Source organism: Burkholderia sp. 10_S31 (assembly GCF_056930375.1).
In genome coordinates this window covers 790,882-816,620 of record NZ_JBXOWK010000002.1, presented here as the reverse complement: position 1 = coordinate 816,620, position 25,739 = coordinate 790,882, and the positions used below count along the sequence as shown (strand labels likewise).

The window sequence follows — 25,739 nt, the reverse complement described above, 5'->3', positions numbered from 1 at the left end:
GGGAGATCTCTCGTCTGGCCAGTCGCAACCCGGGCTGGTCCGTGTCGGGAAGGTGAGGAGCCGTAGCCGATGATGAACGGACGGGAGAAGTCAGACTCCGCCATAGTAGCGTCGAAGCCTGCGAACAAGGTCGGGCAACCGGCTGCGGAGTGGGTGGAGCCAAGGGCGGGGACCAAGAGGAACACGGGGCAGTTCAGCACGTGCCGGGCGCAGAACCGGGCAAGCGTGTCACAGGGGCTGGACCGTGTACGGCAGGCTGCAAGGCAGCGGAAGAAGGAACGGTTCACCGCGCTGCTGCACCACGTCACGATCGATCGTCTCAGGGCGTCGTTCTTTGCGCTCAAACGCAAGGCGGCCCCTGGGGTGGACGGTTTGACGTGGCGGTACTACGAGGCAGGACTGGAAGACCATCTCCAGCGCCTGCACGCGCAAGTACACAGCGGAGCGTATCGGGCACTGCCCGTTCGGCGGCAGTACATACCCAAGCCGGATGGCAAGCATCGCCCGCTGGGGATTGCCGCGCTGGAGGACAAGATCGTCCAGCGCGCGGTGGTTGAAGTACTGAATGCGATCTACGAGGGGGACTTCCTCGGATTCTCGTACGGGTTCCGGCCCGGACGTAGTCAGCACGATGCGTTGGACGCGTTGGCGACAGCGATCACCCGCACCCCGGTGAACTGGATTCTGGACGCCGATCTCAAGAGCTTCTTTGATTCGGTCAGTCAGGAATGGCTGGTGCGATTCATTGAGCACCGGATCGGTGATCAACGCATCATCCGTCTTGTGCGCAAGTGGCTCAAGGCCGGCGTGCTGGAAGACGGAGAGCTAAGCGTAAGTGAGACAGGTACCCCGCAGGGATCAGTGGCCTCGCCACTGTTCGCGAACGTGTACCTGCACTACGTCTTCGATCTCTGGGCCAATCGTTGGCGACGGCGGGAAGCCAAGGGCAACGTCATCATCCTGCGATACGCGGATGATGTCGTGGTCGGCTTCGAGCACGAAGCTGACGCGCGGCGCTTCTGGGATGCGATGCGTTCGAGGCTGGAGGAGTTCATGCTTGCGCTTCACCCGGAGAAGACGAGGCTGCTGGAGTTTGGTCGCTATGCGGCGGCCAATCGCCGGAGCCGCGGTCTTGGCCGGCCGGAGACCTTCGCCTTTCTGGGCTTTATCTTTATCTGCGGCAAATCGCGAAGGGGTAGCTTCCAGCTTCAGAGGAAGACCCGGGGCGATCGCATGCGGGCGAAGCTCAGGGGGATCAAGGAGGAACTACGGCGGCGTATGCACGAACCGATTCCCATACAAGGGAAATGGCTCGGGCAAGTGGTTCGCGGTTACTTCGCGTACCACGCGGTACCGACGAATTCGCGCGCACTTGGCGCGTTCCGTTACCACGTCGTGGATCTCTGGCGGCGTGCGCTTCGGCGCCGCAGCCAGAAGGATCACATGACGTGGACGCGGGTCGAGCGGATCGCGGATGCCTGGCTCCCACAACCTCGAATCCTTCACCCGTGGCCAGACCGGCGGTTCGCCGTCAAACACTCAAGGTAGGAGCCCGGTGCCCGAATTGGGCACGCCGGGATCTGTGCGGGGGGTGTCTAGCAATGGGCATTCCTACCGCGATCGGAGTCGGGGCGGGAAGGGCATCGACGTCATCCTCCAGCGCTGGCCTCGGTCGATCTCGGGATCGCAGGCTGCGGTGATTCAAGCGATCACATTTCGGCCTCGATGCGAGGCCGAATCGTGCATCGCCCATCGCGCGCAGGGCGCGCAGGGCGGCGCATACGCAAGGACCACGTGCGCCGCCTGCCATCCGGCAACGGGTGAGCCGCGCGTGATCGGCGGCCGCCCGACGTGTCCGCTACCCGCGAACGCCGACCCGATATCGCGTCGTCTGGCGATAGGTGTCGCCCGGGCCGACGATCGTTTCGTCGCGCAACGCATCCATGTTGACCTGGTCCGGAAAGAACCCGGCTTCGACGCACAGCGCCGCATGCTGCACGCACGACACACCGCCGCTTGCGCGCACACCGTCCAGATAATTGCCCGTGTAGAGCTGCAGCCCGCGCTGATCCGTCGATACCGCGAGCTCTCGACCGCTTTCCGGATCGTAGATCGACGCGACGGGCCGCACGCCGTGCCCGGGGTCGCGCAGCACATAGCAGTGATCGAAGCCGCGTCCGCGCGCGAGCTGCGCATGCGGCCAGGCGAGGCGGGCGCCGAGCGGCGCGCTCTGCCGGAAATCGAACGCGGTGCCCGTCACGTCGGCCGTGCCGGTCGGGATCAGCGCATCGTCCACTTCGACGAACGCATCGGCGTCGATCTGCAGCAGATGGCCGCGCACGTCGCTGCCCGCGCGTCCGCTCAGGTTGAAGTAGCTGTGATTCGTCAGGTTCAGCGGCGTCGGGGCATCGGTCCGTCCCGCATAGTCGATCGTCAGCGTGCCGTCGTCGTCGAGCGTGTAGCGCACCTGCACGCTCACGTTGCCGGGGAACCCGGCATCGCCTTCCGGCGAATCGAGCCGCAGCGTCAGCCCGTCGCGGTCGTCGATCACGTCCCAGCGCGCGCGGTGAAAGCCGCTCGCGCCGCCGTGCAGCAGGTTGCCGTTCTCGTTGCGATCGAGCGTGTAGTCGACGCCGTCGAGCGTGAAGCGGGCGCCCGCGATCCGGTTCGCCCAGCGGCCGACCGTCGCGCCGAGGTACGCACCCGATTCGACGTAGTCGGCGGGCGTGTCGTGGGCCAGTACGATATCGGCGAAGCGCCCGGTGCGGTCGGGCGCGAGCCACGACACGACGGTCGCGCCGAGATCGCTGACGACGACGCGCATTCCGTGCGCGTTGCGCAGCGTATAGCGCCGCACCGGATCGCCGCCGGGCAGCGTGCCCCACGGCTCGGACGGAATGCGGCCGACGTCGGCTGCCGGGCGGGAAGAGTCGGTATCGATATGCATGAGTGGGTTCGCTCGTGGGCGGTGAATTCAGTGGGCAGGCGCGGTGCGTTCCTGGTATTCGCGCGGGGTGCAGCCGAGTTCGCGGCGAAACACCGCATACATGTACTGCAGCGACGTGAAGCCGCAGCGGATCGCGACTTCCGCGCTCGACGCGTTGCGGCTCGCGAGCAGCGCCTGGGCGGCCTCGAGCTTGTGACGCAGGATTTCCTGGTGCACGGTGCGCTGCAGTTCGCGCCGAAAGTGTTCTTCGAGCAGCGAGCGCGACACGCCGACATAGTCGGCGACCTGTTCGGTCTTGATTCCCTGGCACGCGTACTGGCGGATGAAATGCCGTGCGCGCATCACGTGCGGGCTCGCGAGCGGCTGGTGGCGCGTCGACTCGAGCACGTTGATGCCGACCGGCGGCACGAGGATGCGCTGCCCGGGAAAACGCGCGCCGCGCAGCATCCGGTGCAGCAGGTGCGCGGCGGTGCGGCCCATTTCCTCGGTGCCCTGGATGACCGACGACAACGGAATGCGTGTGAGCGTGCGCGTGAGCGGATCGTTGTCGATGCCGATGATCGCAACCTGTTCCGGCACCGCGATGCCGGCGATCAGGCACGCCTGCAGCAAGTGCCGCGCGCGCGCATCGGTGACCGCGATCACGCCGACCGGCTTCGGCAGCGCATGCAGCCAGCCGATCAGTTGCTCGATCGCGTGGTTCCAGCCCGACGCGCTCGTCGACAGTCCGCGGTAGATCGGCGCATCGAGCCCGTCCGCGCGCGCGAGCCGGTCGAACGCGAGCTCGCGCTGCTGTGCCCAGCGGTTCTCCTGCGCGGCCGGCAGGCTGTACATCGCGAAGTGCGCGAGCCCCGCGCCGATCAGATGCGTATGGGCGAGCGACACGAGCTTCGGGTTGTCGGTCGCAATATATGGGACGCCGTCAGGATAGTGCGCCGGGTCCTCGTATGACGAACCGACCGCGACGATCGGCAACGGCGAGCCGGCGAGCGCGTCGGCGACGGCCGGATCGTCGAAGTCCGCGATGATGCCGTCGCCGTCGAAGCGCTCGATGCCGGCGAGCCGGCAGCGGAAATCGTCTTCGAGGAACAGGTCCCACACGACGCGCGTCGTGTGCAGGTACTGGCCGATGCCGCTGATGATCTCGCGGTCGTAGACCTTGTTCGCGTTGAACAGCAGTGCGATGCGGTGCGGTGTCTGGGCGGAAGGGGCGCGGGTCATCTCGGTCTCGGGGCGAGCGCCGCCAGGGCGCCGTGCCATTGTCTCCGGGCGCGCGCTCGAGGCGGCGGCGCGCGATGTCTGGTGTCCGGCGATTGTAGGACGGAACGCGCACCGCGCGAGCGCGGCTGGCAAGAAACATTAAGCGCGCTGCGCAATTTCGCAATTGCCGGCCGGCAGGCGCGCGGGCACGATCCAGTCAACCGAATTCGGCCGCGTGCGTCGTCGCGACGCGCGTTGCGCTGCAACAAGACCCCGCACGGAGACGCCATGTCGTATTTCGAACACATTCCCGCGATTCGCTACGAAGGTCCGCAGTCGGACAACCCGCTGGCTTACCACTATTACAACCCCGAGAAGCGCGTGCTCGGCAAGACGCTCGCCGAGCATCTGCGGATCGCCGTCTGCTATTGGCACACGTTCGTGTGGCCGGGGCACGACATCTTCGGGCAGGGCGCGTTCCGGCGGCCGTGGCAGCAACCGGGCGATGCGCTCGAGCGCGCGCGGATGAAGGCCGATGCGGCATTCGAATTCTTCACGAAGCTCGGCACGCCGTTCTATACGTTTCATGACACCGACGTCGCGCCGGAGGGCGACAGCCTGCGCGAGTACGCGGCCAATTTCGCACGGATGGTCGACTATCTCGGCGAGCGCCAGCAGGCGAGCGGCGTGCGGCTGCTGTGGGGCACCGCGAACCTGTTCTCGCATCCGCGCTTCGCGGCGGGTGCCGCGACGAACCCGAACCCCGACGTGTTCGCGTGGGCCGCGACCCAGGTGTGTCATGCGCTCGACGCGACGCATCGGCTCGGCGGCGAGAACTACGTGCTGTGGGGCGGCCGCGAAGGGTACGAGACGCTGCTCAATACCGACCTGAAGCGCGAGCGCGATCAGTTCGCGCGCTTCCTGTCGATGGTCGTCGAGCACAAGCACCGGATCGGCTTCAACGGCGCGCTGCTGATCGAGCCGAAGCCGCAGGAGCCGACCAAGCACCAATACGACTACGACGTGGCGACAGTGCACGGCTTTCTCGTGCAGTACGGACTGCAGAACGAGATCCGCGTGAACATCGAGGCAAACCATGCGACGCTCGCCGGGCACTCGTTCCATCACGAGATCGCGAACGCGTTCGCGCTCGGCGTGTTCGGCAGCGTCGACGCGAACCGCGGCGACCCGCAGAACGGCTGGGACACCGACCAGTTCCCGAACAGCGTCGAGGAGCTGACGCTCGCGTTCTACGAGATCCTGCGCCACGGCGGCTTCACGACCGGCGGGATGAACTTCGACGCGAAGGTGCGGCGCCAGAGCGTCGATCCGGAAGACCTGTTCTACGGCCACGTGGGCGCGATCGACGTGCTCGCGCTCGCGCTCGAGCGCGCGGCGGTGCTGGTCGAGAACGACCGGCTCGATGCGCTGCGCCGGCAGCGCTACGCGCAGTGGGACGAGGCGTTCGGCCGCAAGATCCTGTCGGGCGGCTATACGCTGCAGTCGCTGGCCGACGATGCGCTCGCGCGCGGCGTGGATCCGCGGCATGCGAGCGGCGCCCAGGAGCGGCTCGAGAACATCGTGAACCAGGCGATCTACGGGCTGCGCTGACGCCATGTATATCGGACTCGATCTCGGCACGTCGGGCGTGAAGGCGGTGCTGCTCGACCGTGACGGCGCGGTGCGGGCGAGCGCGAGCCGCCCGCTGACGGTGAGCCGGCCGCGGCCGCGCTGGTCGGAACAGGCGCCGCGCGACTGGTGGGATGCCGCATGCGGGGCGCTTGCCGCGCTCGTCGATGAAGCCCGTGCGGCCGGCATCGATCCGCACGACATCGACGCGCTGGGGCTGACCGGGCAGATGCATGGCGCCATGCTCATCGACGCGCATGGCGACGTGCTGCGCCCGGCGATTCTGTGGAACGACGGCCGGGCGGATGCGGAGTGCGCGGAACTCGAGCGGCTCGTGCCCGCGTTGCGCACGGTGGCCGGCAACGTCGCGATGCCCGGCTTCACCGCGCCGAAGCTTCTGTGGGTGCGTCGTCACGAGCCCGACGTGTTCGCGCGGATCGCGTACGTGCTGCTGCCGAAGGACTATTTGCGCTACCGGCTGACCGGTGCGTTCGCAACCGATCCGTCGGATGCCGCCGGCACGCTGTGGCTCGACGTCGCGAAGCGCGACTACGACGACACGCTGCTCGCCGCGTGCGGGCTGTCGCGTGCACAGATGCCGACCGTGTTCGAGGGTAACGGCGTGACCGGCACGCTGCTGCCCGAGGTCGCGCGCACACTCGGGCTGCGCGAGATTCCCGTGGTGGCCGGCGGCGGCGACAACGCGGCCGGCGCGGTGGGCGTCGGCATCGTGAAGCCGGGCGATGCGCTGCTGTCGCTCGGCACGTCGGGCGTGTATTTCGCGGTGTCGGACGGATTTCGCGCGAACCCCGAATCCGCGGTGCACAGCTTCTGCCACGCGCTGCCGGACGCGTGGCACCTGATGTCGGTGATGCTGAACGCGGCCGGCTGCATCGACTTCACCGCACAACTGACCGGTTACGACGGCGTCGCGGCGCTGCTCGCCGATGCCGAGGCGAACGCACGCGCGAGCCGCCCGTGGTTTCTGCCGTACCTGAGCGGCGAGCGCACGCCGCACAACGACGTGAATGCGAAGGGCGTGTTCTACGGGCTCACGCCCGACACGCAGCGCGCGGATCTGGCGAACGCGACGCTCGAAGGCGTCGGCTTCGCGCTGCTCGACGGGATCGATGCGCTGCATGCGGCCGGGCTGGCGCCCGACAGCATCACGGTGATCGGCGGCGGGTCGCGCAGCGCGTACTGGACGCAGATGCTCGCCGACCTGAGCGGCCGCGTGCTGACGTTGCGCGCGGGCGGCGAGGTCGGTCCGGCGCTCGGTGCCGCGCGGCTCGCGCATCTCGCGCTCGAACCGGATGCGTCGCTCGACGACGTATGCCCGCAGCCGCCGATCGTCGCGGTGCGCGAGCCCGACCCTGCACGGCACGCGTGGTATCGCGACACGCGGCGTCCGACGTTTCACGCGCTGTACCGCGCGCTCGAACCGGTATTTGCAACGCTCGCTTGACGCGCGTTGCGGCGAGTCGATACGGGCAGCCCGTTCCGGCGGCCGCCCGTCGTTCGTGAGGTAGTCCGATAACAAGGAGATGGAGACATGAAATCCGTGACGCGTCGTACCGTATTGAGTTCGCTTGCCGGCGCCGCTGCGCTGGCGATCCTGACGCTGGGCGCACCGCTCGCGCATGCGAGCAAGGACAAGCCCGAGATCGGCTTCTGCATCGACGATCTACGCGTCGAGCGCTGGTCGCGCGACCGCGACTATTTCGTCGCGGCCGCGACGAAGCTCGGCGCGAAGGTGTCGGTGCAGTCGGCCGACGCGAGCGAGGAGCGGCAGATTTCCCAGATCGAGAACCTGATCTCGCGCGGCGTCGACGTGATCGTGATCGTGCCGTTCAATTCGAAGACGCTCGGCAACGTCGTCGCCGAGGCGAAGAAGGCCGGCATCAAGGTCGTGTCGTACGACCGCCTGATCCTCGACGCGGACGTCGACGCGTACATCTCGTTCGACAACGAGAAGGTCGGCGAACTGCAGGCGCAGGGCGTGTTCGACGCGAAGCCGAAGGGCAACTACTTCCTGCTCGGCGGCGCGCCGACCGACAACAACGCGAAGATGCTGCGCGCAGGTCAGTTGAAGGTGCTGAAGCCGGCGATCGACCGCGGCGACGTCAAGGTCGTCGGCCAGCAATGGGTGCCCGAGTGGAGCGCGTCGACCGCGCTGCGGATCGTCGAGGACGCGCTGACCGCGAACAACAACAAGATCGACGCGATCGTCGCGTCGAACGACGGCACCGCGGGCGGCGCGATCCAGGCGCTCGCCGCGCAGCATCTGGCCGGCAAGGTGCCGGTGTCCGGGCAGGATGCGGACCTCGCCGCGGTCAAGCGCGTGATCGCCGGCACGCAGACGATGACCGTCTACAAGCCGCTGAAGCTGATCGCGAGCGAAGCCGCGAAGCTTGCCGTCGATCTCGCGAAGGGCACGAAGCCCGCGTTCAACGCACAGTACGACAACGGCAAGAAGAAGGTCGACACGGTGCTGCTGCAGCCGACGCTGCTGACCAAGCGCAACGTCGACGTCGTCGTGAAGGACGGCTTCTACACCCAGGCCCAGCTGGCGAGCCAGTAACGGCGCGGCGGGCACGCTGCACGCGGCCGGGCCCTGCGCGCGGCCGCGTGCTCATCGCGAGGCAATGAACGTATGACCGAACCCTTGCTGACGATGCGCGGCATCGTCAAGGCATTCGACGGCGTGAAGGCGCTCGACGGGATCGACCTGACCGTGCGCCCCGGTGAATGCGTCGGGCTGTGCGGCGAGAACGGCGCCGGCAAGTCGACGCTGATGAAGGTGCTGTCGGGCGTCTACCCGCACGGCACGTGGGATGGCGAAATCCGCTGGGAAGGCGCGCCGCTCGTCGCGTCCGGCGTGCGCGACACCGAGCGCGCGGGCATCGTGATCATCCACCAGGAGCTGATGCTCGTGCCCGAGCTGTCGGTGGCCGAGAACATCTTCCTCGGCAACGAGATCACGCTGCCCGGCGGACGCATGCACTACGCGGAGATGGTGCGGCGCTCGGAGGCGCTGCTGCGCGAGCTGCGCATCGACGCGATCAACGTCGCGCAGCCGGTGATGAACTACGGCGGCGGGCACCAGCAACTGATCGAAATCGCGAAGGCATTGAACAAGCGCGCGAAGCTGCTGATCCTCGACGAGCCGTCGTCGTCGCTGAGTGCCGCCGAGACGCGCATCCTGCTCGATATCGTGCGCGACCTGAAGCGGCGCGGCGTCGCATGCGTGTACATCTCGCACAAGCTCGACGAAGTCGATGCCGTATGCGACACCGTGACCGTGATCCGCGACGGCCGTCATGTCGCGACCGAGCCGATGCGCACGCTGACCACCGACCGGATCATCGCGATGATGGTCGGGCGCGAAATCCGCAACCTGTATCCGCGCGAGCCGCACGAGATCGGCGACGTCGTGCTGGAGGCGCGCAACGTGACCTGTCACGACGTGGCGAACCCGCGCCGCAAGCGTGTCGACGACGTGTCGTTCAGCGTGCGGCGCGGCGAGATTCTCGGCATCGCCGGGCTCGTCGGCGCGGGCCGCACCGAGCTGATGCAGGCGATCTTCGGCGTGTATCCCGGCGCGAGCACGGCGAGCGTGCGGATCAACGGCCGGCCGCTCGCGATCCGTTCGCCGGCCGATGCGATCCGCGCCGGGATCGCGATGGTGCCCGAGGATCGCAAGCGCCACGGGATCGTGCCGCAGCTCGGCGTCGGCCACAACATCACGCTGTCGGTGCTGCGCCGCTTCGCGGCGCGCGGGCGGATCGACGCGGCCGCCGAACTCGACGCGATCCGCACCGAGATGCAGCGGCTGTCGGTGCGTGCCGCGCATCCGTTCCTGCCGATCGCGAGCCTGTCCGGCGGCAACCAGCAGAAGGCGGTGCTCGCCAGGATGCTGCTGGCCGACCCGCAGGTGCTGATCCTCGACGAGCCGACCCGCGGCGTCGACGTCGGCGCGAAAGCGGAAATCTACCGGCTGATCTTCGCGCTCGCGAAGCGCGGCGTCGCGCTGATCGTCGTGTCGTCGGAGCTGCCGGAAGTGCTCGGGCTGGCCGATCGCGTGCTCGTGATCGGCGAAGGCGAGGTGCGCGGCGATTTCGTCAACGACGGTCTTACGCAGGAACAGATCCTCGGCGCCGCGCTGAAACCCGCGCGGCGTCCGGCCGAACCCATTGCAGCGAGTGCGCCATGAATACCGAATTGTCTTCCTCCGCCGCCGTGCCGCAGGACGCCGACGCGCGTCGCACGCACGGCCATCCGCTGCGCCAGGTCTTCGTGCGCTACAAGGTGCTCGCGCTGCTGTTCGCGGTCGCGGCGATCTGGGTGTTTTTCTCGGTGCTGACCGACGGCGCGTTCGTCACGCCGCGCAACGTGTCGAACCTGCTGCGGCAGATGTCGATCACCGGGATGCTCGCATGCGGGATGGTGTTCGTGATCATCGCCGGTGAAATCGACCTGTCGGTCGGCTCGCTGCTCGGGCTGCTCGGCGGCGTCGCGGCGATCCTCGACGTCAATCGGCACTGGCCGGTCGCCGCGACGGTGCCGGTGGTACTCGCGCTCGGTGTGCTGGTCGGGCTGTTCAACGGCTGGTGGTCGACCTACCGGCGCGTGCCGTCGTTCATCGTCGGGCTGGGCGGGATGCTCGTGTTCCGCGGCATCCTGCTCGGCGTGACGGGCGGCTCGACGATCGCGCCGGTGTCCGACGGCTTCGTGTTCATCGGGCAGGGCTATCTACCGCGCGTCGTCGGCGACGGCCTCGCGCTGCTGCTGTTCGCGCTCGTCGCGCTGCTGGTCGTCCGGCAGCGCGGTACGCGGCACCGTTATCGGCTCGCGGTCGCGCCGCTGTGGCAGGACGTCGTGAAGATCGCCGGCGCGGGCGCGGTGCTGTTCGCGTTCGTCGCGACGCTCGACCGCTACGGCGGCATCCCCGTGCCGGTGCTGCTGCTGCTCGCGCTGCTCGGCGCGTTCTCGTGGATCGCGACGCAGACCGTGTTCGGCCGGCGCATCTATGCAGTGGGTTCGAACCTGGAGGCGACGCGGCTGTCGGGCGTCGACACCGACCGCGTGAAGCTCGCGATCTTCGCGCTGATGGGGCTGATGTGCGCGTTCGCGGGCATCGTGAACACCGCGCGGCTCGCAGCCGGCTCGCCGTCGGCCGGCACGATGGGCGAGCTCGATGCGATCGCCGCATGCTTCATCGGCGGCACGTCGATGCGCGGCGGGTCGGGCACGGTCTATGGCGCGCTGATTGGCGCGCTCGTGATGGCGAGCCTCGACAACGGGATGTCGATGCTCGACGTCGACGCGTACTGGCAGATGATCGTCAAGGGCGCGGTGCTGGTGCTGGCCGTGTGGATCGACGTGGTGTCGCGGTCGAACCGGCGATGAGGCGCCGTGCGGATGCGATCGCCGCTTGCCGGGGAGGTGGACGGCTCATGCCGTTCTACCCGGCATCCGCCTTGATGAAATCGACGAACGCGCGCAGCGGAGCCGGCACGAACCGCCGCCCCGGATAGTACAGATACGGGCCCGGGAACGGCCGCCACCAGCCGTCGAGCACGGGCTCGAGCGCGCCGCTCGCCAGATGCGGCCGAAGCCAGTCTTCGTAAAGGTGCACGATGCCGAGCCCCGCGCAGGCGGCATCGACGACGAGATCGACGGCACCGCCGATCTGCACGACGAGCGGGCCCGACGGCTCCACGCGCACCACTTCTCCGTCGCGCTCGTATTCCCACGCCGGCATCGCGCCGCTCGCGAAGCGGCCGCGCAGGCACGCGTGATCGAGCAGGTCGCGCGGATGGGTAGGGCGGCCGCGCCGGTCGAGATAGGCGGGTGCGGCGGCGGTGGCGAAGCGTTGCGAGCGCGGGCCGATGGGCACGGCGATCATGTCCTGTTCGAGGCGCTCGTCGTAACGGATGCCCGCGTCGCAGCCGGCCGCAAGGATATCGACGAAGCTTTCATCGGCCACGACTTCGAGCCGTATCTCCGGATATGCGTCGAGAAAGCGCGGGATGATGGACGGCAGCACGAGCCGCGCCGCGCTCATCGGCACATTGAGCTTCAGCGTGCCGACCGGCCGCTCGCGGAACGTGTTCACCACGTCGAGCGCCGCCTCCACCTCGCTCAGTGCCGGCGTGAGCCGTGCGAGCAGACGCTCGCCGGCTTCGGTGGGCGACACGCTGCGCGTCGTGCGGTGCAGCAGCCGCACGCCGAGTTGCGCTTCCAGCCGGCGCACCGCTTCGCTCAGACCGGATGCACTCGCCCCGACCATGCGCGCGCCTTCGCGAAAGCCCTTCGCCCGTGCCACCGCCACGAACGCGTTCAGATCGCCCAGATCGACTTGCATTGTTCGCCTTTTCGTACAGGTTGTGCGGATTATGACCGGTTATCGCGCAGCGCAACGCGGCGTAACCTGCGATTCACGCATTCGCTACAGGAGCACGACCATGTCCCCCATCGTTCAATCCGGCACGTATTCCGTCGCGGGCCGCAGCATTCATCGCATCGGCTATGGCGCGATGCAGCTGGCCGGCCCCGGCGTGTTCGGTCCGCCCAAGGACCGCCATGCGGCGCTCGCCGTTCTCCGTGAAGCGGTCGCATCGGGCGTCGACCACATCGACACGAGCGACTTTTACGGCCCGCATGTGACCAACCAGTTGATTCGCGAAGCGTTGCATCCGTATCGCGACGAGCTGCTGATCGTGACCAAGGTCGGCGCGACGCGCGGCGACGACGGTTCCTGGCTGCCGGCATTCTCCGCCGAAGCGCTGACGGCCGCCGTGCACGACAACCTGCGCAACCTGGGCCTCGACGTGCTCGACGTCGTCAATCTGCGGATCATGTTCGACACGCACGGCCCGGCCGAAGGCTCGATCGAGGCGCCGCTGTCCGCGCTGGCCGAACTGCAGCGGCAGGGCCTCGTACGGCACATCGGGCTGAGCAACGTGACGGCCGCGCAGATCGCCGAAGGGCGCCGGATCTGCGAAATCGTCTGCGTGCAGAATCATTACAACCTCGCGCACCGCGACGACGATGACCTGATCGACGCGCTCGCGCGCGACGGCATCGCATACGTACCGTACTTTCCGCTCGGCGGCTTCAATCCGCTGCAGTCGTCCACGCTCGACGCGGTCGCCGCGCGGCTCGGTGCGACGCCGATGCAGACCGCGCTCGCGTGGCTGCTGCAGCGCGCGCCGAACATCCTGCTGATTCCGGGGACGTCGTCCGTCGCGCATCTGCGCGAGAATCTCGCCGCGGGCGCGTTGGGGTTGCCCGAGGATGCCGTGCGTGAACTCGACGGTGTCGCGTCGGTGCGCGCGTGAGCGACGTGCCGGGGCCTGACATCGCCCCATGGGCGCTGTAGCACTTCCACGCGATTATCGAGCGCGCGCGTTGCCGCGTTTCCCGATCACCTCGAGGATGCCTTTCCGTCCGGCACGCCGGAGGAATTGGCCGCCTGTATCGCCTGGATCGACACGCAGCAGTGAAACGGCGTCGCTCGCGGCGTCTGGCCTGTCCTGGATACCGCGCTACGACCGGTCGCGATTGCGCGCGCGCGTCGCGCCCGTGATCACCGCGATGCCGAACAGAATGACGGCGACGATCTCGATGATGTGCTGCGACACGTGCAGCGTCATCAATCCCCATGCCACGCCGCCGATGAAAATGATCCATCCGACCAGGTAGATAAGCAGGGTCATCGTTCCTCTCCTTGCGGTTCGGGTTCATCGTGCGGACTGCTGTCGCGCGGCATGCCGTTTTATCCGGCTTCCGTATCGCTTCCGTATCGTGCGGCAGCAGGCCGAGAAAGCGCGCGATGTGCTCGGGGTCGAAACGCGGCGACGGCGGAAACTGCCAAAGGATCCGCCCGAGCTTGTCCTTCAGGGCGAGCAATCCTTGCGCAAAGCAGTTCGCGCAGGCGAGCGTCGCGGTTTCATCGCGAAAGCGCTGCATGTGGGTCAGGTAGCGTGGGCCTTTCACGCTGAACGTAAAACCGGGCGGCGTTTCGTCGTACCCGTGTCGCCAGCCGCCGTAGCGCCAGTCTGAAATGCCGATGCGGACTTCACCTGATTTTCTCGTCACGTCGATACCCGAATGCCCGTTGGTCCACACGTATTCGGTGTGGCGAGCAATGCATGTGCCACCGCGCGGCACGAACCTTGCTGTGCCTGCGTATCAAGTATCCAGTGACACATCGGACACGCTGAGATTCATCAGCGTGTCGGGTACGACATGCGGGTCACGCGCAGTCCGCGCGACCCGTAACACACGAACACGAGATCACGACGCCGATAACCTGACCGACACGCCCGTCGCCGTATAAACCGGCGTCGCCTTGAACCCGTCGACCATGACCGTCGAGAACTTCGCCGCGGCCGCCGCGCCGTCGATCAGCGCGATGGTGTCGCCGGCCTTCGGCGCGTAGCCGTTCACGAACTTCACGTGCAGCGTGCCGCCCGCGACGGTGAGCGGACCACCCACGCGCAGGCGTCCGCCGCCGTTGCCGTCGATGTCGAGTTCGAGCGTCGCGTTGTCGAGCTGCGTATAGCGTGTCGCGATCGTGACGGGCGCGCCGGCGGCAATCCGGACGCTACCGCCCGAACCGACATACACGTCGCCGTTGCCGAACGCCATTGCCGACGCAGCCGCGAGCGTGCCGCCGCTCACCTGCGTGCCGCCCGTATAGCGGTTGTTGCCCGCGAGCGCGAGCGTACCGGTGCCTTGCAGCGTCAGCTTGCCCGCACCGGCGATATCGTTGCGCCACTGGTCGGCCGCATTGAGCCCTCCCTGGGACGCATCCATCGACACGATCACGTTGCCGTTGAACGCGCCATAGCCGTCGGCCGCCGCAAACAGGTTCAGGCGGCCCCAGCCTTCCGCATCGTCCATCACCGGGTAGCCCGACGAAATTTCGGTGGTCTTCAGCACGACGCGGCGCTGATCGGCGCTCAGGTACGGGAAGCGTGTCTGCAGCAGGATCTCCGCGCCCTTGGGCACGACGGGCGGTGCATCGGTCGACTCGATCGCGCCGAAGCCGAACGTCATGCGGCGCGCGAAGGCCGTCCTGTTGGTCGCGTAATCGGCGAACCGGTCGGTGGCCGCCGTGCCCGAATGCGCGAAGGCGGCGAACGTCGTGGCGGTCGTCCCCGTGAGTTGCTGCAGCGCCTGGTGGGCCTGGCCGTACGCGGCTTGCGCATCGCTCGCGTACGCAGTCAGGTTCGCCGCGCTGACGGCCAGCGCGAGCATGCGCCCGCCGATCACGTCGAGCGGCGAATGCATGCCGGCGAGGATCCGGTTCTCGCCGAGTTCGAGACCGCGGCTGACCATTTCCTGGAACCGCTCCGGCACGAGCCACGCCATCGTCATCGCATCGCGCATCGCTTCGGCTTCGTGGCCGCTGATGAAGCCGCCGTCGGTCGCGGGCGTCGTGCTTTCCGCGGGAACGAGCGTCGGCGCGACGACGACGCTCGCGCTCCAGCGGTACGGCCGCGCGTACTTGTAGAAACGCTTCGACGGTTCGGTCGACGCGTTGTTGCCCATTTCGTTGAGCAGGTCGACGACCTTGCCGAAGCTCGTGTTCGTGCTGCTGCCGACGCCGGTGTTGTTGCCGGAATCGTTGTAGAGCACCGTCGTCGCGTCGGCGGGCACGTTGGTGATGCTGGTCGTCTGCTGCGCGGCCGTGCGCCACGCGCTGGTGAGCGGGCCCATGCCGTCGGTCACGCTGTAGCCCTTGCCGCGCCGGTCGTCGAAGTAGGCGGCGTCGGCCTGCTGCTGCGTGCGCGCGGTCGTTGCGTTGACCACGTACTGCACGTTGGCCGCGAGCACCGTGCCGTTCACGATCGTGCCGCACGGCGTGCCGCTGGTGGGCAGCCCCGAGCACGTCGACGGCGAGATCGCCGGAAACGCGCCGAACGCCTGCGCGCTCACGCCTGCATCGACCAGCATCGTCGACGGCTGCCACAGGTCGAGGAAACGGCTCACGACGCGCACGGCGGCGTTGGTCGACAGCGTGGCATAGCGCGCGTCGCCGCGCTGGTTGGTCGCGATGTTGTCGACGAAGGCCGGCACGCTCGGCACGGGCGCGCTGTCGACGAAGCCCGGGTCGGCCGGCGGGGCCGGCACGGCCGCGCTGGTCGTGGTGGTCGGCGTGACATCGTCGCCGCCGCCGCACGCGGCGAGGACAATCGCACTCGAAAGCGCTGCGACGTGCAGCGGGAAACGGCTTCGTGACGCGAACATGCAAGACTCCATCCTGAGTATCGAAGATGGCGGATTGTCGTGGGCGATCGTGACGCAGCCGTTACGGATTTGTTTCGGAGCGCTGTCGATGCGCCCGAATGCTCACTATCTGGTGAATTCGTGATGCTGAACGTAGCGGTCGGGCCGATCCGGCCGTCGGCGAGATCCGGCGGCGGGCGGCTACGCGCCGCTCGCGCGTGCGTCCGGCCGCGCGTGAGCGTTCAAGAAATGATCGGAGCGGGAACGGTCACGCCGGTTCGGCGCATGATTGCGCGCCGGTGCGGCACACGCGGTTTCTGCCGCTGTGCTTGGCCGCATAGAGGGCGAGGTCGGCCTGATGCGTCAGCACATGCACGGACGCCGGCCGTGCGCGATGGCCGGTCGCGCAGCCGATGCTGACCGTAAACGCGGGCACCGTCTCGGCGAACCCGTCGAGCCGGTTGCGTTCCACCGCGCGGCGAATCGCTTCGGCGACTTTCGCGGCGCCGCTTTCGTCGGTATCGGGCAACACCGCGACGAATTCCTCGCCGCCGTAACGTGCGGCGAGATCGCCGCGCCGGCGCGTATGCGCGCGGATGCATTCGGCGAGAAACCGCAGCGCGGTGTCGCCTTGCGCGTGGCCGTACCGGTCGTTGTACTGCTTGAAGTGATCGGCGTCGATGAACAGCACCGACAGGCTGCCGTCGTTGCCGCGCTGCAGCCGCTCCCACTCGTCGACGAGCGCGGCATCGAGCGCGCGTCGATTGTGCAGGCCCGTCAGCGGGTCGGTGCGCGTCATGTCGGTGAGCAGCGTCTGTTTGCGCAGGTTGCCCCGCAGCGCGAATGCGAGCAGCCATACCACCGCGCAGAACAGCGCGCCGATGACGGACGCCGACACGCCGACCGTCCACGTCAGGTGCGTGATGCCGGCCAGCACGTCATGCTCGGCCGGCGCGACCACGGCGATCAGCGGCGTGCCGGGTACCCGCTGGTACGTATACAGCCGCAACGTTCCATCGATGCTCGAGCGCGCGCCATAGAAGCCCGATTCGCGGCTCACCATCCGCTCGAACGACTTCGAGCGGCGCAGGCGAACCATCTGGTGATCGCTCAACGGCGGATTGCGCGCGAGGATCGTGCCGTCCGCGCGCAGGATCGCGCTGACGCCATGCGGCCCGACATTCAGGCGGGAAAGAAGCCGATCGAAGTAGGCGAGGTCGATGGCGACCACCGCGATGCCATTGAACGTGTGATCCGGCCGTTCGATGCGTCGCGACAGTGCGATCGATTCCGTGCCGCCACGCGAACGCGCACGGTACGCCTCGGATACGTAGAGGCCGACGTTGTCGGCATCGCGATGGACCTTGAAGTAATCGCGATCGCTGAAGTCCCAGTTGTGGGTCGGGCCGCAACAACCGTCGATCAGCCGGCCGGAGCGGTCCGTCACGCCCATGCCGGTCACGTATTGCGCGGCCGTGCGCTCGAACAGGACGTCGTGACGCAGCCCGGCGTCCATGCGCGAGACGGCGGGGTTGCGGATATCGGCGGCGAGTGAGACCAGCGCGCTATTGGACGTTTCGACGGTGCGCGCGATCTCGCTGACGAGGACGGCAGCGACGTTGCGGGACGTCTCGTGCGCATGCTCGACGACTTCGCTTCGCGCGGCCCACAGCGTTGCCGCGCTGATGCCGAGCGCCGCGACCGACATCAGCGTGCCCAGCGCGCCGACGATCAGATGGTGGCGCCCGGCCCAGTCGGCAATTTTCTCGATCGAAGGGGATGCAGGCATTGCTCGCGCTCGTACGGAAAGGCGGCTGCGACCGCAGCGGCGCTGGTCAAATCCGGGTTAACGGCAGGGTTGCCCGAAAATCGAGGCCGGCATGCGAAACAATGACTGCACGGATACCGCAAACGTGTGCGAGCGGGGCGCGCCGGCAACGACGCGCCCCGCAACGACTGCGTAACAGCGGTGGATGAGGGCGGCGGCGAAGCGTCAGTCGAGCCCGCCCTGGCACAGGTACTTGATCGACAGGTAATCGTCGAGGCCGTAGCGCGACCCCTCTCGGCCGTAGCCCGATTCCTTCACGCCGCCGAACGGTGCGGCTTCGCTCGCGAGCGCGCCCTCGTTGATGCCGACGATGCCCGTTTCGAGCCGTGCGGACACACGCGCGATGCGGCGTACGTCCTGCGTGTAGAAATACGCGGCGAGCCCGAACGGCGTGTCGTTCGCGGCGTCGATGGCTTCGTCTTCCGAATCGAACGAAAACAGCGCGGCGACCGGGCCGAAGGTTTCCTCGCAGGTCAGCTGCATGTCGGCGGTGGCGTCGGCGAGCACCGTCGGCGCGTAATAGTTCGGCCCGAGTTCGGGCAGGCGCTTGCCGCCCGTGAGTACGCGTGCGCCGCGCTCGACCGCGTCGCCGACATGACGCGCGATCTTGTCGACCGCGCGCGCGTTGATCATCGGGCCGATCTGCGCGGCCGGGTCGGTTGCCGGCGCGACCTTCAGTGCGGCGACACGCGCGGCGAGCTTCGCGGCGAACGCTTCGTAGACGCCGGCCTGCACGTACACGCGGTTCGGCGACACGCAGGTCTGGCCGCCGTTGCGGAACTTGGCGGCCATCAGCCCGTCGACCGCGGCGTCGAGCTCGGCATCGTCGAACACGATGAACGGCGCATTGCCGCCGAGCTCCAGCGACAGCTTCTTCAGCGTCGCGGCCGATTCGCGCGCGAGCAGCTTGCCGACGGGCGTCGAGCCGGTGAACGTGATCTTGCGCACGCGGCCGTCGGCGAGCCAGTCGGCTGCCGCGTCGATGCCGCGTTCGCGCGACGCGGTGATCAGGTTCAGCACACCGGGCGGCACGCCGGCTTCCTGCGCGAGGAAGGCGAGCGCGAGCGCGGTGAGCGGCGTGTCCTCCGCCGGCTTCGCGACGACCGTGCAGCCGGCCGCGAGCGCGGGTGCGATCTTGCGCGCGATCATCGCGAGCGGGAAATTCCACGGCGTGATCGCGGCGACGATGCCGATCGGTTCCTTCACGGCGCTCAGCCGCTTGCCGCGCTGCTGCTGCGGAATCAGGTCGCCGTAGGTGCGCGTCGCTTCCTCGGCGAACCACAGCACGTACGACGCGCCGTATGCGACTTCGCCGCGCGCTTCGGCGAGCGGCTTGCCCTGTTCGCGCGACATCAGCTTCGCGAGATCGTCGGTGTGCGCGACGATCGCCGCGTGCCACGCACGCAGGATCGCGGCGCGTTCGCGAGCGGGCGTCGCGCGCCATGCGGGCAGCGCGCGCGCCGCTGCGTCGGTCGCGGCGCGCGCGTCGGCGGCGCCGCTATCGGGTGCGTGGGCAACGGTCTCGAGCGTCGCCGGATCGATGACGTCGAAGCGACGGCCGTCGAGCGCGTCGCGCCAGGTGCCGTCGATGAGGTTGGCGGTGCGCACGAGTTCGGTTCGGGACAGCGTAAGCGGCATGACAGGTCCTTGGGTGATGCGGTCCGGCGACGGCGGCGCGGGCGCGCGACTACCCCGCGCGGACAGCGTGCTGCCGCGTTCCCGGGTGTCGCGCGCTGTCCGTCAGTGACGTTCGCCGAACAGCGATTCGAGCGGGTAGTGCCGTTTGACGAACGGCGACTTGATGATCACGTAACTGAAATACTTCTCGATGCCGATGTTCTGCTCGAGCAGCCCTTCGACGATCGTCTGGTAATGGCTCACGCTGCGCGTGATGAACTTCAGCAGATAGTCGTAGCCGCCGCTCGCGAGGTGGCACTCGACGATCTCGTCGACATTGCGGATCGCCGCGACGAAACGGTCGAAGTCCTCGCGGCGGTGGTCGGCCAGCGTGACCTCGGTAAACACGACCTGCACGTCGCCGAGTTTTTCGAGCTGGATATGCGCGCCGTAGCCGCCGATGTAGCCGGCCTTCTCGAGCCGCTTCACGCGGATCAGGCAGGGGCTGGGTGACAGCCCGACCGCATCGGCCAGCTCGACGTTGGTCATGCGGCCGCGTTTCTGCAACTGGGAGAGGATGCGCAGGTCGATGCGATCCAGCTTGCTGTCCGTCATGTTCACGTGAAAGGGAAAAAATGGAATGTCCGGTTACTTTAGAGTCGAACGATTGCCGCCACAAGCCCGGCTTTCCCTTGACCCGTCATGCCGGCTGCGCGTGCGCGGCGTCGAGCGCGCGCTGAACACCCGCGTCGGCCAGCACGTCGTCGAGCGTCTTGCGCACGCGTTCGAACATCAGGTCGAACTCGCCCGCGGTGAAGCTCAGCGCCGGCGCAAAGCCGAGCACGCCGTCGCCGAATGCGCGGAACACCACGCCGTTCGCGTACGCGGCCGCCGCGATCTTGTCGGGCACGTTCAGCGCCGGGTCGAAGCGCGTCTTGTGCGCCTTGTCGGCTACCAGCTCGAGCGCGCCGAGCAGGCCGATCGAGCGCGAATCGCCGACGAGCGGATGCGCGCGCAGCGCATCGAGCCCGGCCGCGAAGCGCGGCGCCAGCGCCTGGCCGTTCGCGAGCAGCCCGCCTTCGTGATAGAGCTTCAGCACCTCGAGGCCGATCGCCGCGCTCACCGGATGCGCGGAATACGTATAGCCGTGGCCGACCGCGGCCGACTCGGTGCGGCTGCCCGCGATCCCTTCGTAGACTTCGTCGGACATCAGCACCGCGCCCATCGGCGCATAGCCGGCGGTCAGTCCCTTCGCGACGGTCATCAGGTCCGGATCGACCTGCTCGGTCTCGCACGCGAACAGCGGGCCGGTGCGGCCGAAGCCGGTGATCACCTCGTCGGCGACGAACAGGATGCCGAGGCGCCGGCATGCGTCGCGCATCGCCTTCAGCCAGCCGACCGGCGGCACGATCACGCCGCCCGAGCCTTGCACGGGCTCGCAGAAGAACGCCGCGACGTTGTCCGCGCCGAGCTCGGCGACCTTCGCCTCGAGCGCGGCGACCGACGCGGCGATCAGCGCCTGCGGATCGTCGCCGAGCGGATGGCGATACGGGTAGGGCGACGGAATATGGTGCTGGTCCGCGCGCGGCAGGTCGAAATGGCGGTGGAACGCGGGCAGCGCGGTGAGGCCGGCGCCGATCGACGACGAGCCGTGATAGCCGCGCTCGAGCGCGATCATCTGCTTTTTCGACGGGCGGCCGGTCGCGTTGAAATAGTGCGTGATGAAGCGCACCGCGGAGTCGACGGCGTCCGAGCCGCCGAGCGTGAAGTACACGTGGTTCAGCGACGGCGGCGCGAGCGTCGCGAGCCGTTCGGCAAGCTCGATCGCGGGCTGCGAGCCGAAATGGAAATAGCCGGTGGCGTAGGGCAGTTTCGCCATCTGCTCGGCGGCGGCCTTCACGATGCTGTCGCGGCCGTAGCCGACGTTGACGCACCACAGGCCCGAGAACGCATCGAGCAGCGTATGGCCGTCGCCGTCGCGCAGGAACACGCCGTCGGCGGATTCGAGCACGGTGACGCCGCGCGCCTCGTGCACGCGGTAATTGACGACGGGGTGGATCAGGTGTTGACGATCGGCTTCGATCAGCGCGGCTTGGTTCATGGTAGTGCGGGACTCTCTGTCGGGTGTCAGCGGTAAGTTCATGCTAACGGGCGAGAAATCCGCGTGCGCCTTCAATTTGCCGCCTGAAACGTACGGCCGCGGCGTTTGCACGGGGCGCTGCGGCATTTTCTGCTGCGCGCCCCGCGGGGCCGGGCGAGCGCGTCAGTAGCCGCGCGCGCGATCGACGACGCCGATCATCGGCTGCCCCGCGCGATGGCGCGCGAGGTTCTCGAGCACGGCGTCGACCGCGGTGTCGGGCCGCGTCGCGCTCGCAATGTGCGGCGTGATGCGAATGCGCGGATGCGTCCAGAACGGGTGGCCGGCCGGCAACGGTTCGGGGTCCGTCACGTCGAGGATCGCGCTGTCGAGCTGGCCGCGCTCGAGCGCGGCGAGCAGCGCGAGCGCATCGAGCTGCGGGCCGCGCCCGACCTGCACGAGCGATGCGCCGGCCGGCAGCGCGTCGAACACGCGCGCGCCGAGCAGCCCGCGTGTACTGTCGGTGAGCGGCAGCAGGCAGATCAGGATGTCGGTGCGGGCCAGGAACGCATCGAGCGCCGCGTCGCCCGCGTAGCAGTCGACGCCGTCGAGCGTGCGCGGCGTGCGGCTCCAGCCGGCGCACGGGAAGCCGAAGCGCCGCAGCGTGTCGAGCACGGCCTGGCCGAGCGTGCCGAGTCCGAGCACGCCGACGCGCCGCGACGCGGCCGCGCGCACCGGCTTCTCGTGCCACACCTGGGTGCGCTGTTGCGCCGCATAGTCGAACAGGTCGCGGTGGATCGTCAGCACGGCCTGCGTCACATATTCGACCATGCCTTCGACGATGCCGGGCTCGATCATCCGCACGACCGGAATGTGCGCGGGCACGCGCGACAGGTCGAACTGATCGATGCCGGCGCCCACCGAAAACACGATCTCGAGGTTCGGCAGCAGCGTGGCCGGGTCGTCCGGCGGTTGCCACGCGGCGAGGTAGCGCACCGCGTGCGGATCGCCGATGTCCGGCCAGATCCGGAACGCGAGGTCGGGCGCCTGTTGCGCGAAGCGCTGCGCCCATTGCGCACCGCGCACCGGGTCGGCCTTGTACAGGAAGCTCATCGTGCGTGCCGCTCAGCCCAGCGCCTGGTTCACGATCGCGAACGCGCGCAGCGCGGGGTCGCGTGCCGGCGCCGCACCGCGCGCCATCGCGACGACGGTATCGACGCGCGGCAGGCCGAGCCCCTGCAGCCAGTCCGACAGCCCGCTGTCGCCCGGCACGTCGAGGCGCACGAACATGCCTGCGTGCAGCGCGAGCCAGTGACTGATCAGCGCCTGCGCGCGCAGCGCGTCCGGCGCGACCACCGGCCCGATCGCATGGCCGCGGCCGAAGCGGCGAAAGAGCGCGAAGCCGAGCAGTTCGCCGTCGCGGTCGAGCGCGATCCCGTTCGCGACGTCGAGCAGCGCATCGACCACCGCGCCGCGCTCGTAGCCTGCCGCGCGCGACGCGAGCGCCGCGAGGCGCGGCCCGTCGTTCGTGCCGAGCGGGCGCAGGCGCTCGCCCGGCGGCAGCGAGATCAGCGGCGGCTGGAACGCGGCGCCCTGGTGCTGGTCGATCGTGCCGATCGCCTGGAAGCCGAACTTCACATAGAGCGGTTCGCCGGACGGTGTCGCATGGAGGAATATCGTGCGCGCGCCGAGGCTGTCGACGACGCGCGCGAGCAGTTCGCGGCCGATGCCGCGGCCCTGGCGCTCGGGCGACACGATCACCATGCCGAGCGATGCGTGCGAGTCGTCGAAGCGCCAGCCGAGCGCGGTGCCGACGATGCCGGCTTCGTCTTCGGCGACGAAGCCGCCGCCGAGCTGGAGTGCGAAGCGCCAGTCGTCGAGGCGGTGCGGCCACTTGACCGCTTCCGACAGCCGGTGTGCGGCGGGCAGGTCGGTTTCGGCGAACGGGCGATAGATAAGCGTGCTGGAAGTGTTGAGGTCGGCCACGCCGGACTCCGGATGGGTAGGAATGACGCATCCACTCTGCCAGCGACACAATGGCGCGGATAGGACGATTCGCCTGTTCTACGGTGCGAGCGGGCGGTTGTGCGAGATCGATGCAAGCCGGCTCGATCGACGCGGACGAACGCGCGCTTCGTGCCGGCGGGGCCGGTCAATCCGACAGCTTCTGCTGTGTGAATGCCACTACGATGGAAATAAGGCGGCGCTGCTGCGTGCCGGCGAGCGGCGGCCCGGTTTCGTGAAGCCCGCCGAAGCCCGCTGGTCCGCGCGGCAGCGCCGCGCTCGATCGCGCCGCAGATCGTGCTGCCCGTGGCGTGCAACACGCGGCGATTCTGCGTTTCGAGCGGTGCCGAACGACGCGCGACGGATTTTTTGCCCTGATTCAATTTCGTTGAACCCAGCCCGTCCCCGGCCCTGCCGGGGCTTCACACCGACAGGACGTATCATGATTCAGTTTGAACCGAAGTACATCACTTTCGACTGCTACGGCACGCTGACCCGCTTCCAGATGGCGGACCTGGCGCGCGAGATTTACGCGGAGCGGCTGTCGCCGGTCGCGATGGAGGACTTCGTGCGCGCGTTCGCCGCCTATCGGCTCGACGAAGTGCTCGGCGCATGGAAGCCGTACCGCGACGTCGTCGTCAACGCGATCCGGCGCACTTGCGCGCGCATCGGCACGAAGTTCGACGAAGCCGAGGCCGAGCGTTTCTATCATGCGGTTCCGACCTGGGGCCCGCATCCGGACGTGCCGGCCGGCCTGTCGCGACTCGCGAAGAAGTACAAGCTGGTGATCCTGTCGAACGCGATGGACGAGCAGATCATGAGCAATGTCGACAAGCTCGGCGCGCCGTTCCATGCGGTGTTCACCGCGCAGCAGGCGCAGTCGTACAAGCCACGCATGCAGGGCTTCGAATACATGTTCGACAAGCTCGGCTGCAAGCCGGAGGACGTGCTGCATGTGTCGTCGAGCCTGCGCTACGATCTGATGACGGCCGAGGATCTCGGGATCAAGCACAAGGCGTTCGTCAACCGCGGCCACGAGCCCGGCACGCCGTTCTACAACTACTACGAGGTGTCCGACATCGGCCATCTCGCGACGCAGCTCGGGCTGTAAGCGACGCATCGTCGGCGCGGCCCGGCCCGCCGCGAGATTCGGGAAAACCCGTGCGCCGGGAAAACCCGTGCGCGCGGCAGGCCGTCGGCGTTCGACGATCGCGCAGGCTTGGCGCGTTGTCTCGCGCACTTGCCTGTCATAGTCCTTCGACATTCGCGGCGAAGAGCCGCGTATCGCCCGTGGCGGATTCGAGCGCGTCCGCGCCTTCCGGTTCGAACGTGCCGGCGGCGCGCGCCGTGCGCATCCCTTCCTCCTGCTTGCCGTCGCGCCGGCCAATGCCCGGCGTGCGGTCGAATTCGTCGATCGCCGTCACACGGCCGCACTGCCGCACCGCCGCGCGAATCGCGATCCGGCGGCGCGCGCCGTGCGCATCCCTTTCTCCTGCTTCCCGTCGCGCTGGCCGATGCCCGACGAGCGGTCGAACACGCCGATCGCCGCCGCACCGCCGCACGAATCGCGATCCGCCAGCGCGGCCCGTGCGCATCCCTTTCTCCTGCTTCCCGTCGCGCTGGCCAATGCCCGACGTGCGGTCGAACACGCCGATCGCCGCCACACCGCCACACCGCCGTGAGAATCGCGATCCGGCAGCGCGGCCCGCGAGCGGGCGCGGTACCGCCGGGTATTCCGGCCGTGCCGCGGCCGTCGGGGCAGGCCGGTTTCGATGAAGCGGGCAATCGCCTGAACGTTGGTGGCGAGGCCTTGGACGGCGCCGGCAAATCGCGCGGGCATGCATTCGACGCAAACATGCGGTTTGCCCGTGTGGAACGCGTTTCGGATGCCGAACGCGCAATTTTGTCGGTGCAATCTGCGGCGCGCGTCGCTTTACGATTTCGTTCGTCGCGCCGTCCTTACGTGGTCGTCGCGACAACTGCACCGGGCAAACGACGGTATGCGCGAGCACGCAGCAATTCATGCTGCGCGGGTGGCTCAAAACGGTCGAATCGTATCGTGCGGCCGCCCCGAATCGCGATAACCCGCATTTTGGCGGTGCTTAAATGAACTTAGTACGCAGGGCGTCGCGCCCGCTACCAGCAGGCGGGCGCGACGGGTTTCTCGAACCACGCTGGACCCCAGACCCCACTTTCCA

The 25,739-nt window shown here is 68.1% G+C and carries 21 protein-coding genes and 1 pseudogene; 8 read left to right on the top strand and 14 right to left on the bottom strand.

Annotation, left to right across the window (positions count from 1 at the left end):
• Nucleotides 1–69 precede the first annotated feature (69 nt).
• Nucleotides 70–1,548: a group II intron reverse transcriptase/maturase gene (ltrA, locus tag AC1Z3W_RS18225; protein ID WP_124835047.1), complete on the top strand. Its 1,479-nt coding sequence runs from the start codon at nt 70–72 to the stop codon at nt 1,546–1,548.
• A 310-nt stretch (nt 1,549–1,858) separates the two neighbouring features.
• Here the strand turns inward: ltrA and AC1Z3W_RS18220 are convergent, their stop codons facing one another.
• Complete coding sequence (locus AC1Z3W_RS18220) at nt 1,859–2,947, bottom strand: aldose epimerase family protein (protein ID WP_483508160.1); 1,089 nt, start codon at nt 2,945–2,947, stop codon at nt 1,859–1,861.
• A 27-nt stretch (nt 2,948–2,974) separates the two neighbouring features.
• Nucleotides 2,975–4,168, bottom strand: coding sequence for a XylR family transcriptional regulator (locus AC1Z3W_RS18215; protein WP_483508159.1), 1,194 nt, complete (start codon nt 4,166–4,168; stop codon nt 2,975–2,977).
• A gap of 267 nt (nt 4,169–4,435) precedes the next feature.
• On the opposite strand from AC1Z3W_RS18215, the gene xylA reads away from it, so the two are divergent.
• The 5 genes from xylA (at nt 4,436) to AC1Z3W_RS18190 (ending at nt 11,185) form a co-directional block, all read left to right on the top strand.
• Nucleotides 4,436–5,758, top strand: a complete 1,323-nt coding sequence (gene xylA, locus AC1Z3W_RS18210; protein WP_175826319.1) for a xylose isomerase — start codon at nt 4,436–4,438, stop codon at nt 5,756–5,758.
• A 4-nt stretch (nt 5,759–5,762) separates the two neighbouring features.
• A complete protein-coding gene (xylB, locus tag AC1Z3W_RS18205; protein ID WP_483508158.1) occupies nt 5,763–7,241 on the top strand; it encodes a xylulokinase in 1,479 nt (492 codons plus the stop codon).
• A gap of 87 nt (nt 7,242–7,328) precedes the next feature.
• Nucleotides 7,329–8,357, top strand: coding sequence for a D-xylose ABC transporter substrate-binding protein (gene xylF, locus AC1Z3W_RS18200; RefSeq protein WP_175826321.1), 1,029 nt, complete (start codon nt 7,329–7,331; stop codon nt 8,355–8,357).
• A gap of 72 nt (nt 8,358–8,429) precedes the next feature.
• Complete coding sequence (xylG, locus tag AC1Z3W_RS18195) at nt 8,430–9,989, top strand: D-xylose ABC transporter ATP-binding protein (protein WP_483508157.1); 1,560 nt, start codon at nt 8,430–8,432, stop codon at nt 9,987–9,989.
• Nucleotides 9,986–11,185, top strand: a complete 1,200-nt coding sequence (locus tag AC1Z3W_RS18190; RefSeq protein ID WP_483508156.1) for a sugar ABC transporter permease — start codon at nt 9,986–9,988, stop codon at nt 11,183–11,185. Before xylG ends, AC1Z3W_RS18190 begins: the two co-directional genes overlap by 4 nt.
• 55 nt (nt 11,186–11,240) lie before the next feature.
• On the opposite strand, the gene AC1Z3W_RS18185 is transcribed toward AC1Z3W_RS18190, so the two are convergent.
• A complete protein-coding gene (locus AC1Z3W_RS18185; RefSeq protein ID WP_483508155.1) occupies nt 11,241–12,143 on the bottom strand; it encodes a LysR family transcriptional regulator in 903 nt (300 codons plus the stop codon).
• Between the two features lie 100 nt (nt 12,144–12,243).
• Between AC1Z3W_RS18185 and AC1Z3W_RS18180 the strand changes: the two genes are divergently transcribed.
• A complete protein-coding gene (locus AC1Z3W_RS18180) occupies nt 12,244–13,119 on the top strand; it encodes an aldo/keto reductase family oxidoreductase (RefSeq protein ID WP_057927365.1) in 876 nt (291 codons plus the stop codon).
• A 207-nt stretch (nt 13,120–13,326) separates the two neighbouring features.
• On the opposite strand, the gene AC1Z3W_RS18175 is transcribed toward AC1Z3W_RS18180, so the two are convergent.
• The 9 genes and pseudogenes from AC1Z3W_RS18175 to AC1Z3W_RS18135 all read right to left on the bottom strand — a co-directional run bounded on the left by AC1Z3W_RS18175 (nt 13,327) and on the right by AC1Z3W_RS18135 (nt 23,523).
• The gene (locus AC1Z3W_RS18175; protein WP_006397039.1) at nt 13,327–13,497 is read right to left on the bottom strand and encodes a hypothetical protein; all 171 of its coding nucleotides are present in this window, start codon (nt 13,495–13,497) and stop codon (nt 13,327–13,329) included.
• A pseudogene (locus tag AC1Z3W_RS18170) lies at nt 13,481–13,879 on the bottom strand (DUF72 domain-containing protein); the annotation flags it as partial. The gene AC1Z3W_RS18175 and the pseudogene AC1Z3W_RS18170, both read right to left, overlap by 17 nt.
• Nucleotides 13,880–14,077: 198 nt before the next feature.
• Nucleotides 14,078–16,036 (bottom strand): phosphatase PAP2 family protein, encoded by a 1,959-nt coding sequence (locus tag AC1Z3W_RS18165; RefSeq protein WP_124835041.1) that lies wholly within the window; start codon nt 16,034–16,036, stop codon nt 14,078–14,080.
• Nucleotides 16,037–16,283: 247 nt separating this feature from the next.
• On the bottom strand, nt 16,284–17,804 hold the full coding sequence (locus AC1Z3W_RS18160; protein ID WP_124835040.1) for a GGDEF domain-containing protein: 1,521 nt from the start codon (nt 17,802–17,804) through the stop codon (nt 16,284–16,286).
• A 204-nt stretch (nt 17,805–18,008) separates the two neighbouring features.
• Nucleotides 18,009–19,481 carry an NAD-dependent succinate-semialdehyde dehydrogenase gene (locus tag AC1Z3W_RS18155; RefSeq protein WP_057927362.1) on the bottom strand — a complete coding sequence of 491 codons (1,473 nt, stop codon included), beginning with the start codon at nt 19,479–19,481 and terminating at the stop codon, nt 18,009–18,011.
• Between the two features lie 102 nt (nt 19,482–19,583).
• Nucleotides 19,584–20,075 (bottom strand): Lrp/AsnC family transcriptional regulator, encoded by a 492-nt coding sequence (locus AC1Z3W_RS18150; protein WP_006749694.1) that lies wholly within the window; start codon nt 20,073–20,075, stop codon nt 19,584–19,586.
• A gap of 85 nt (nt 20,076–20,160) precedes the next feature.
• Nucleotides 20,161–21,561 carry an aspartate aminotransferase family protein gene (locus AC1Z3W_RS18145; protein ID WP_124835039.1) on the bottom strand — a complete coding sequence of 467 codons (1,401 nt, stop codon included), beginning with the start codon at nt 21,559–21,561 and terminating at the stop codon, nt 20,161–20,163.
• Between the two features lie 162 nt (nt 21,562–21,723).
• Nucleotides 21,724–22,650 carry a 2-hydroxyacid dehydrogenase gene (locus AC1Z3W_RS18140; protein ID WP_057927360.1) on the bottom strand — a complete coding sequence of 309 codons (927 nt, stop codon included), beginning with the start codon at nt 22,648–22,650 and terminating at the stop codon, nt 21,724–21,726.
• A 12-nt stretch (nt 22,651–22,662) separates the two neighbouring features.
• Nucleotides 22,663–23,523 (bottom strand): GNAT family N-acetyltransferase, encoded by an 861-nt coding sequence (locus AC1Z3W_RS18135; RefSeq protein WP_057927359.1) that lies wholly within the window; start codon nt 23,521–23,523, stop codon nt 22,663–22,665.
• Nucleotides 23,524–23,983: 460 nt separating this feature from the next.
• Here AC1Z3W_RS18135 and AC1Z3W_RS18130 point away from each other — a divergent pair, with 460 nt between their 5' ends.
• Nucleotides 23,984–24,652 carry a haloacid dehalogenase type II gene (locus AC1Z3W_RS18130; protein ID WP_057927358.1) on the top strand — a complete coding sequence of 223 codons (669 nt, stop codon included), beginning with the start codon at nt 23,984–23,986 and terminating at the stop codon, nt 24,650–24,652.
• Nucleotides 24,653–24,788: 136 nt separating this feature from the next.
• On the opposite strand, the gene AC1Z3W_RS18125 is transcribed toward AC1Z3W_RS18130, so the two are convergent.
• Both AC1Z3W_RS18125 and AC1Z3W_RS18120 read right to left on the bottom strand, forming a co-directional pair.
• Nucleotides 24,789–24,965 (bottom strand): hypothetical protein, encoded by a 177-nt coding sequence (locus AC1Z3W_RS18125; protein WP_185734569.1) that lies wholly within the window; start codon nt 24,963–24,965, stop codon nt 24,789–24,791.
• The gene (locus AC1Z3W_RS18120) at nt 24,962–25,456 is read right to left on the bottom strand and encodes a hypothetical protein (RefSeq protein ID WP_483508153.1); all 495 of its coding nucleotides are present in this window, start codon (nt 25,454–25,456) and stop codon (nt 24,962–24,964) included. Before AC1Z3W_RS18120 ends, AC1Z3W_RS18125 begins: the two co-directional genes overlap by 4 nt.
• Nucleotides 25,457–25,739 lie beyond the last annotated feature (283 nt).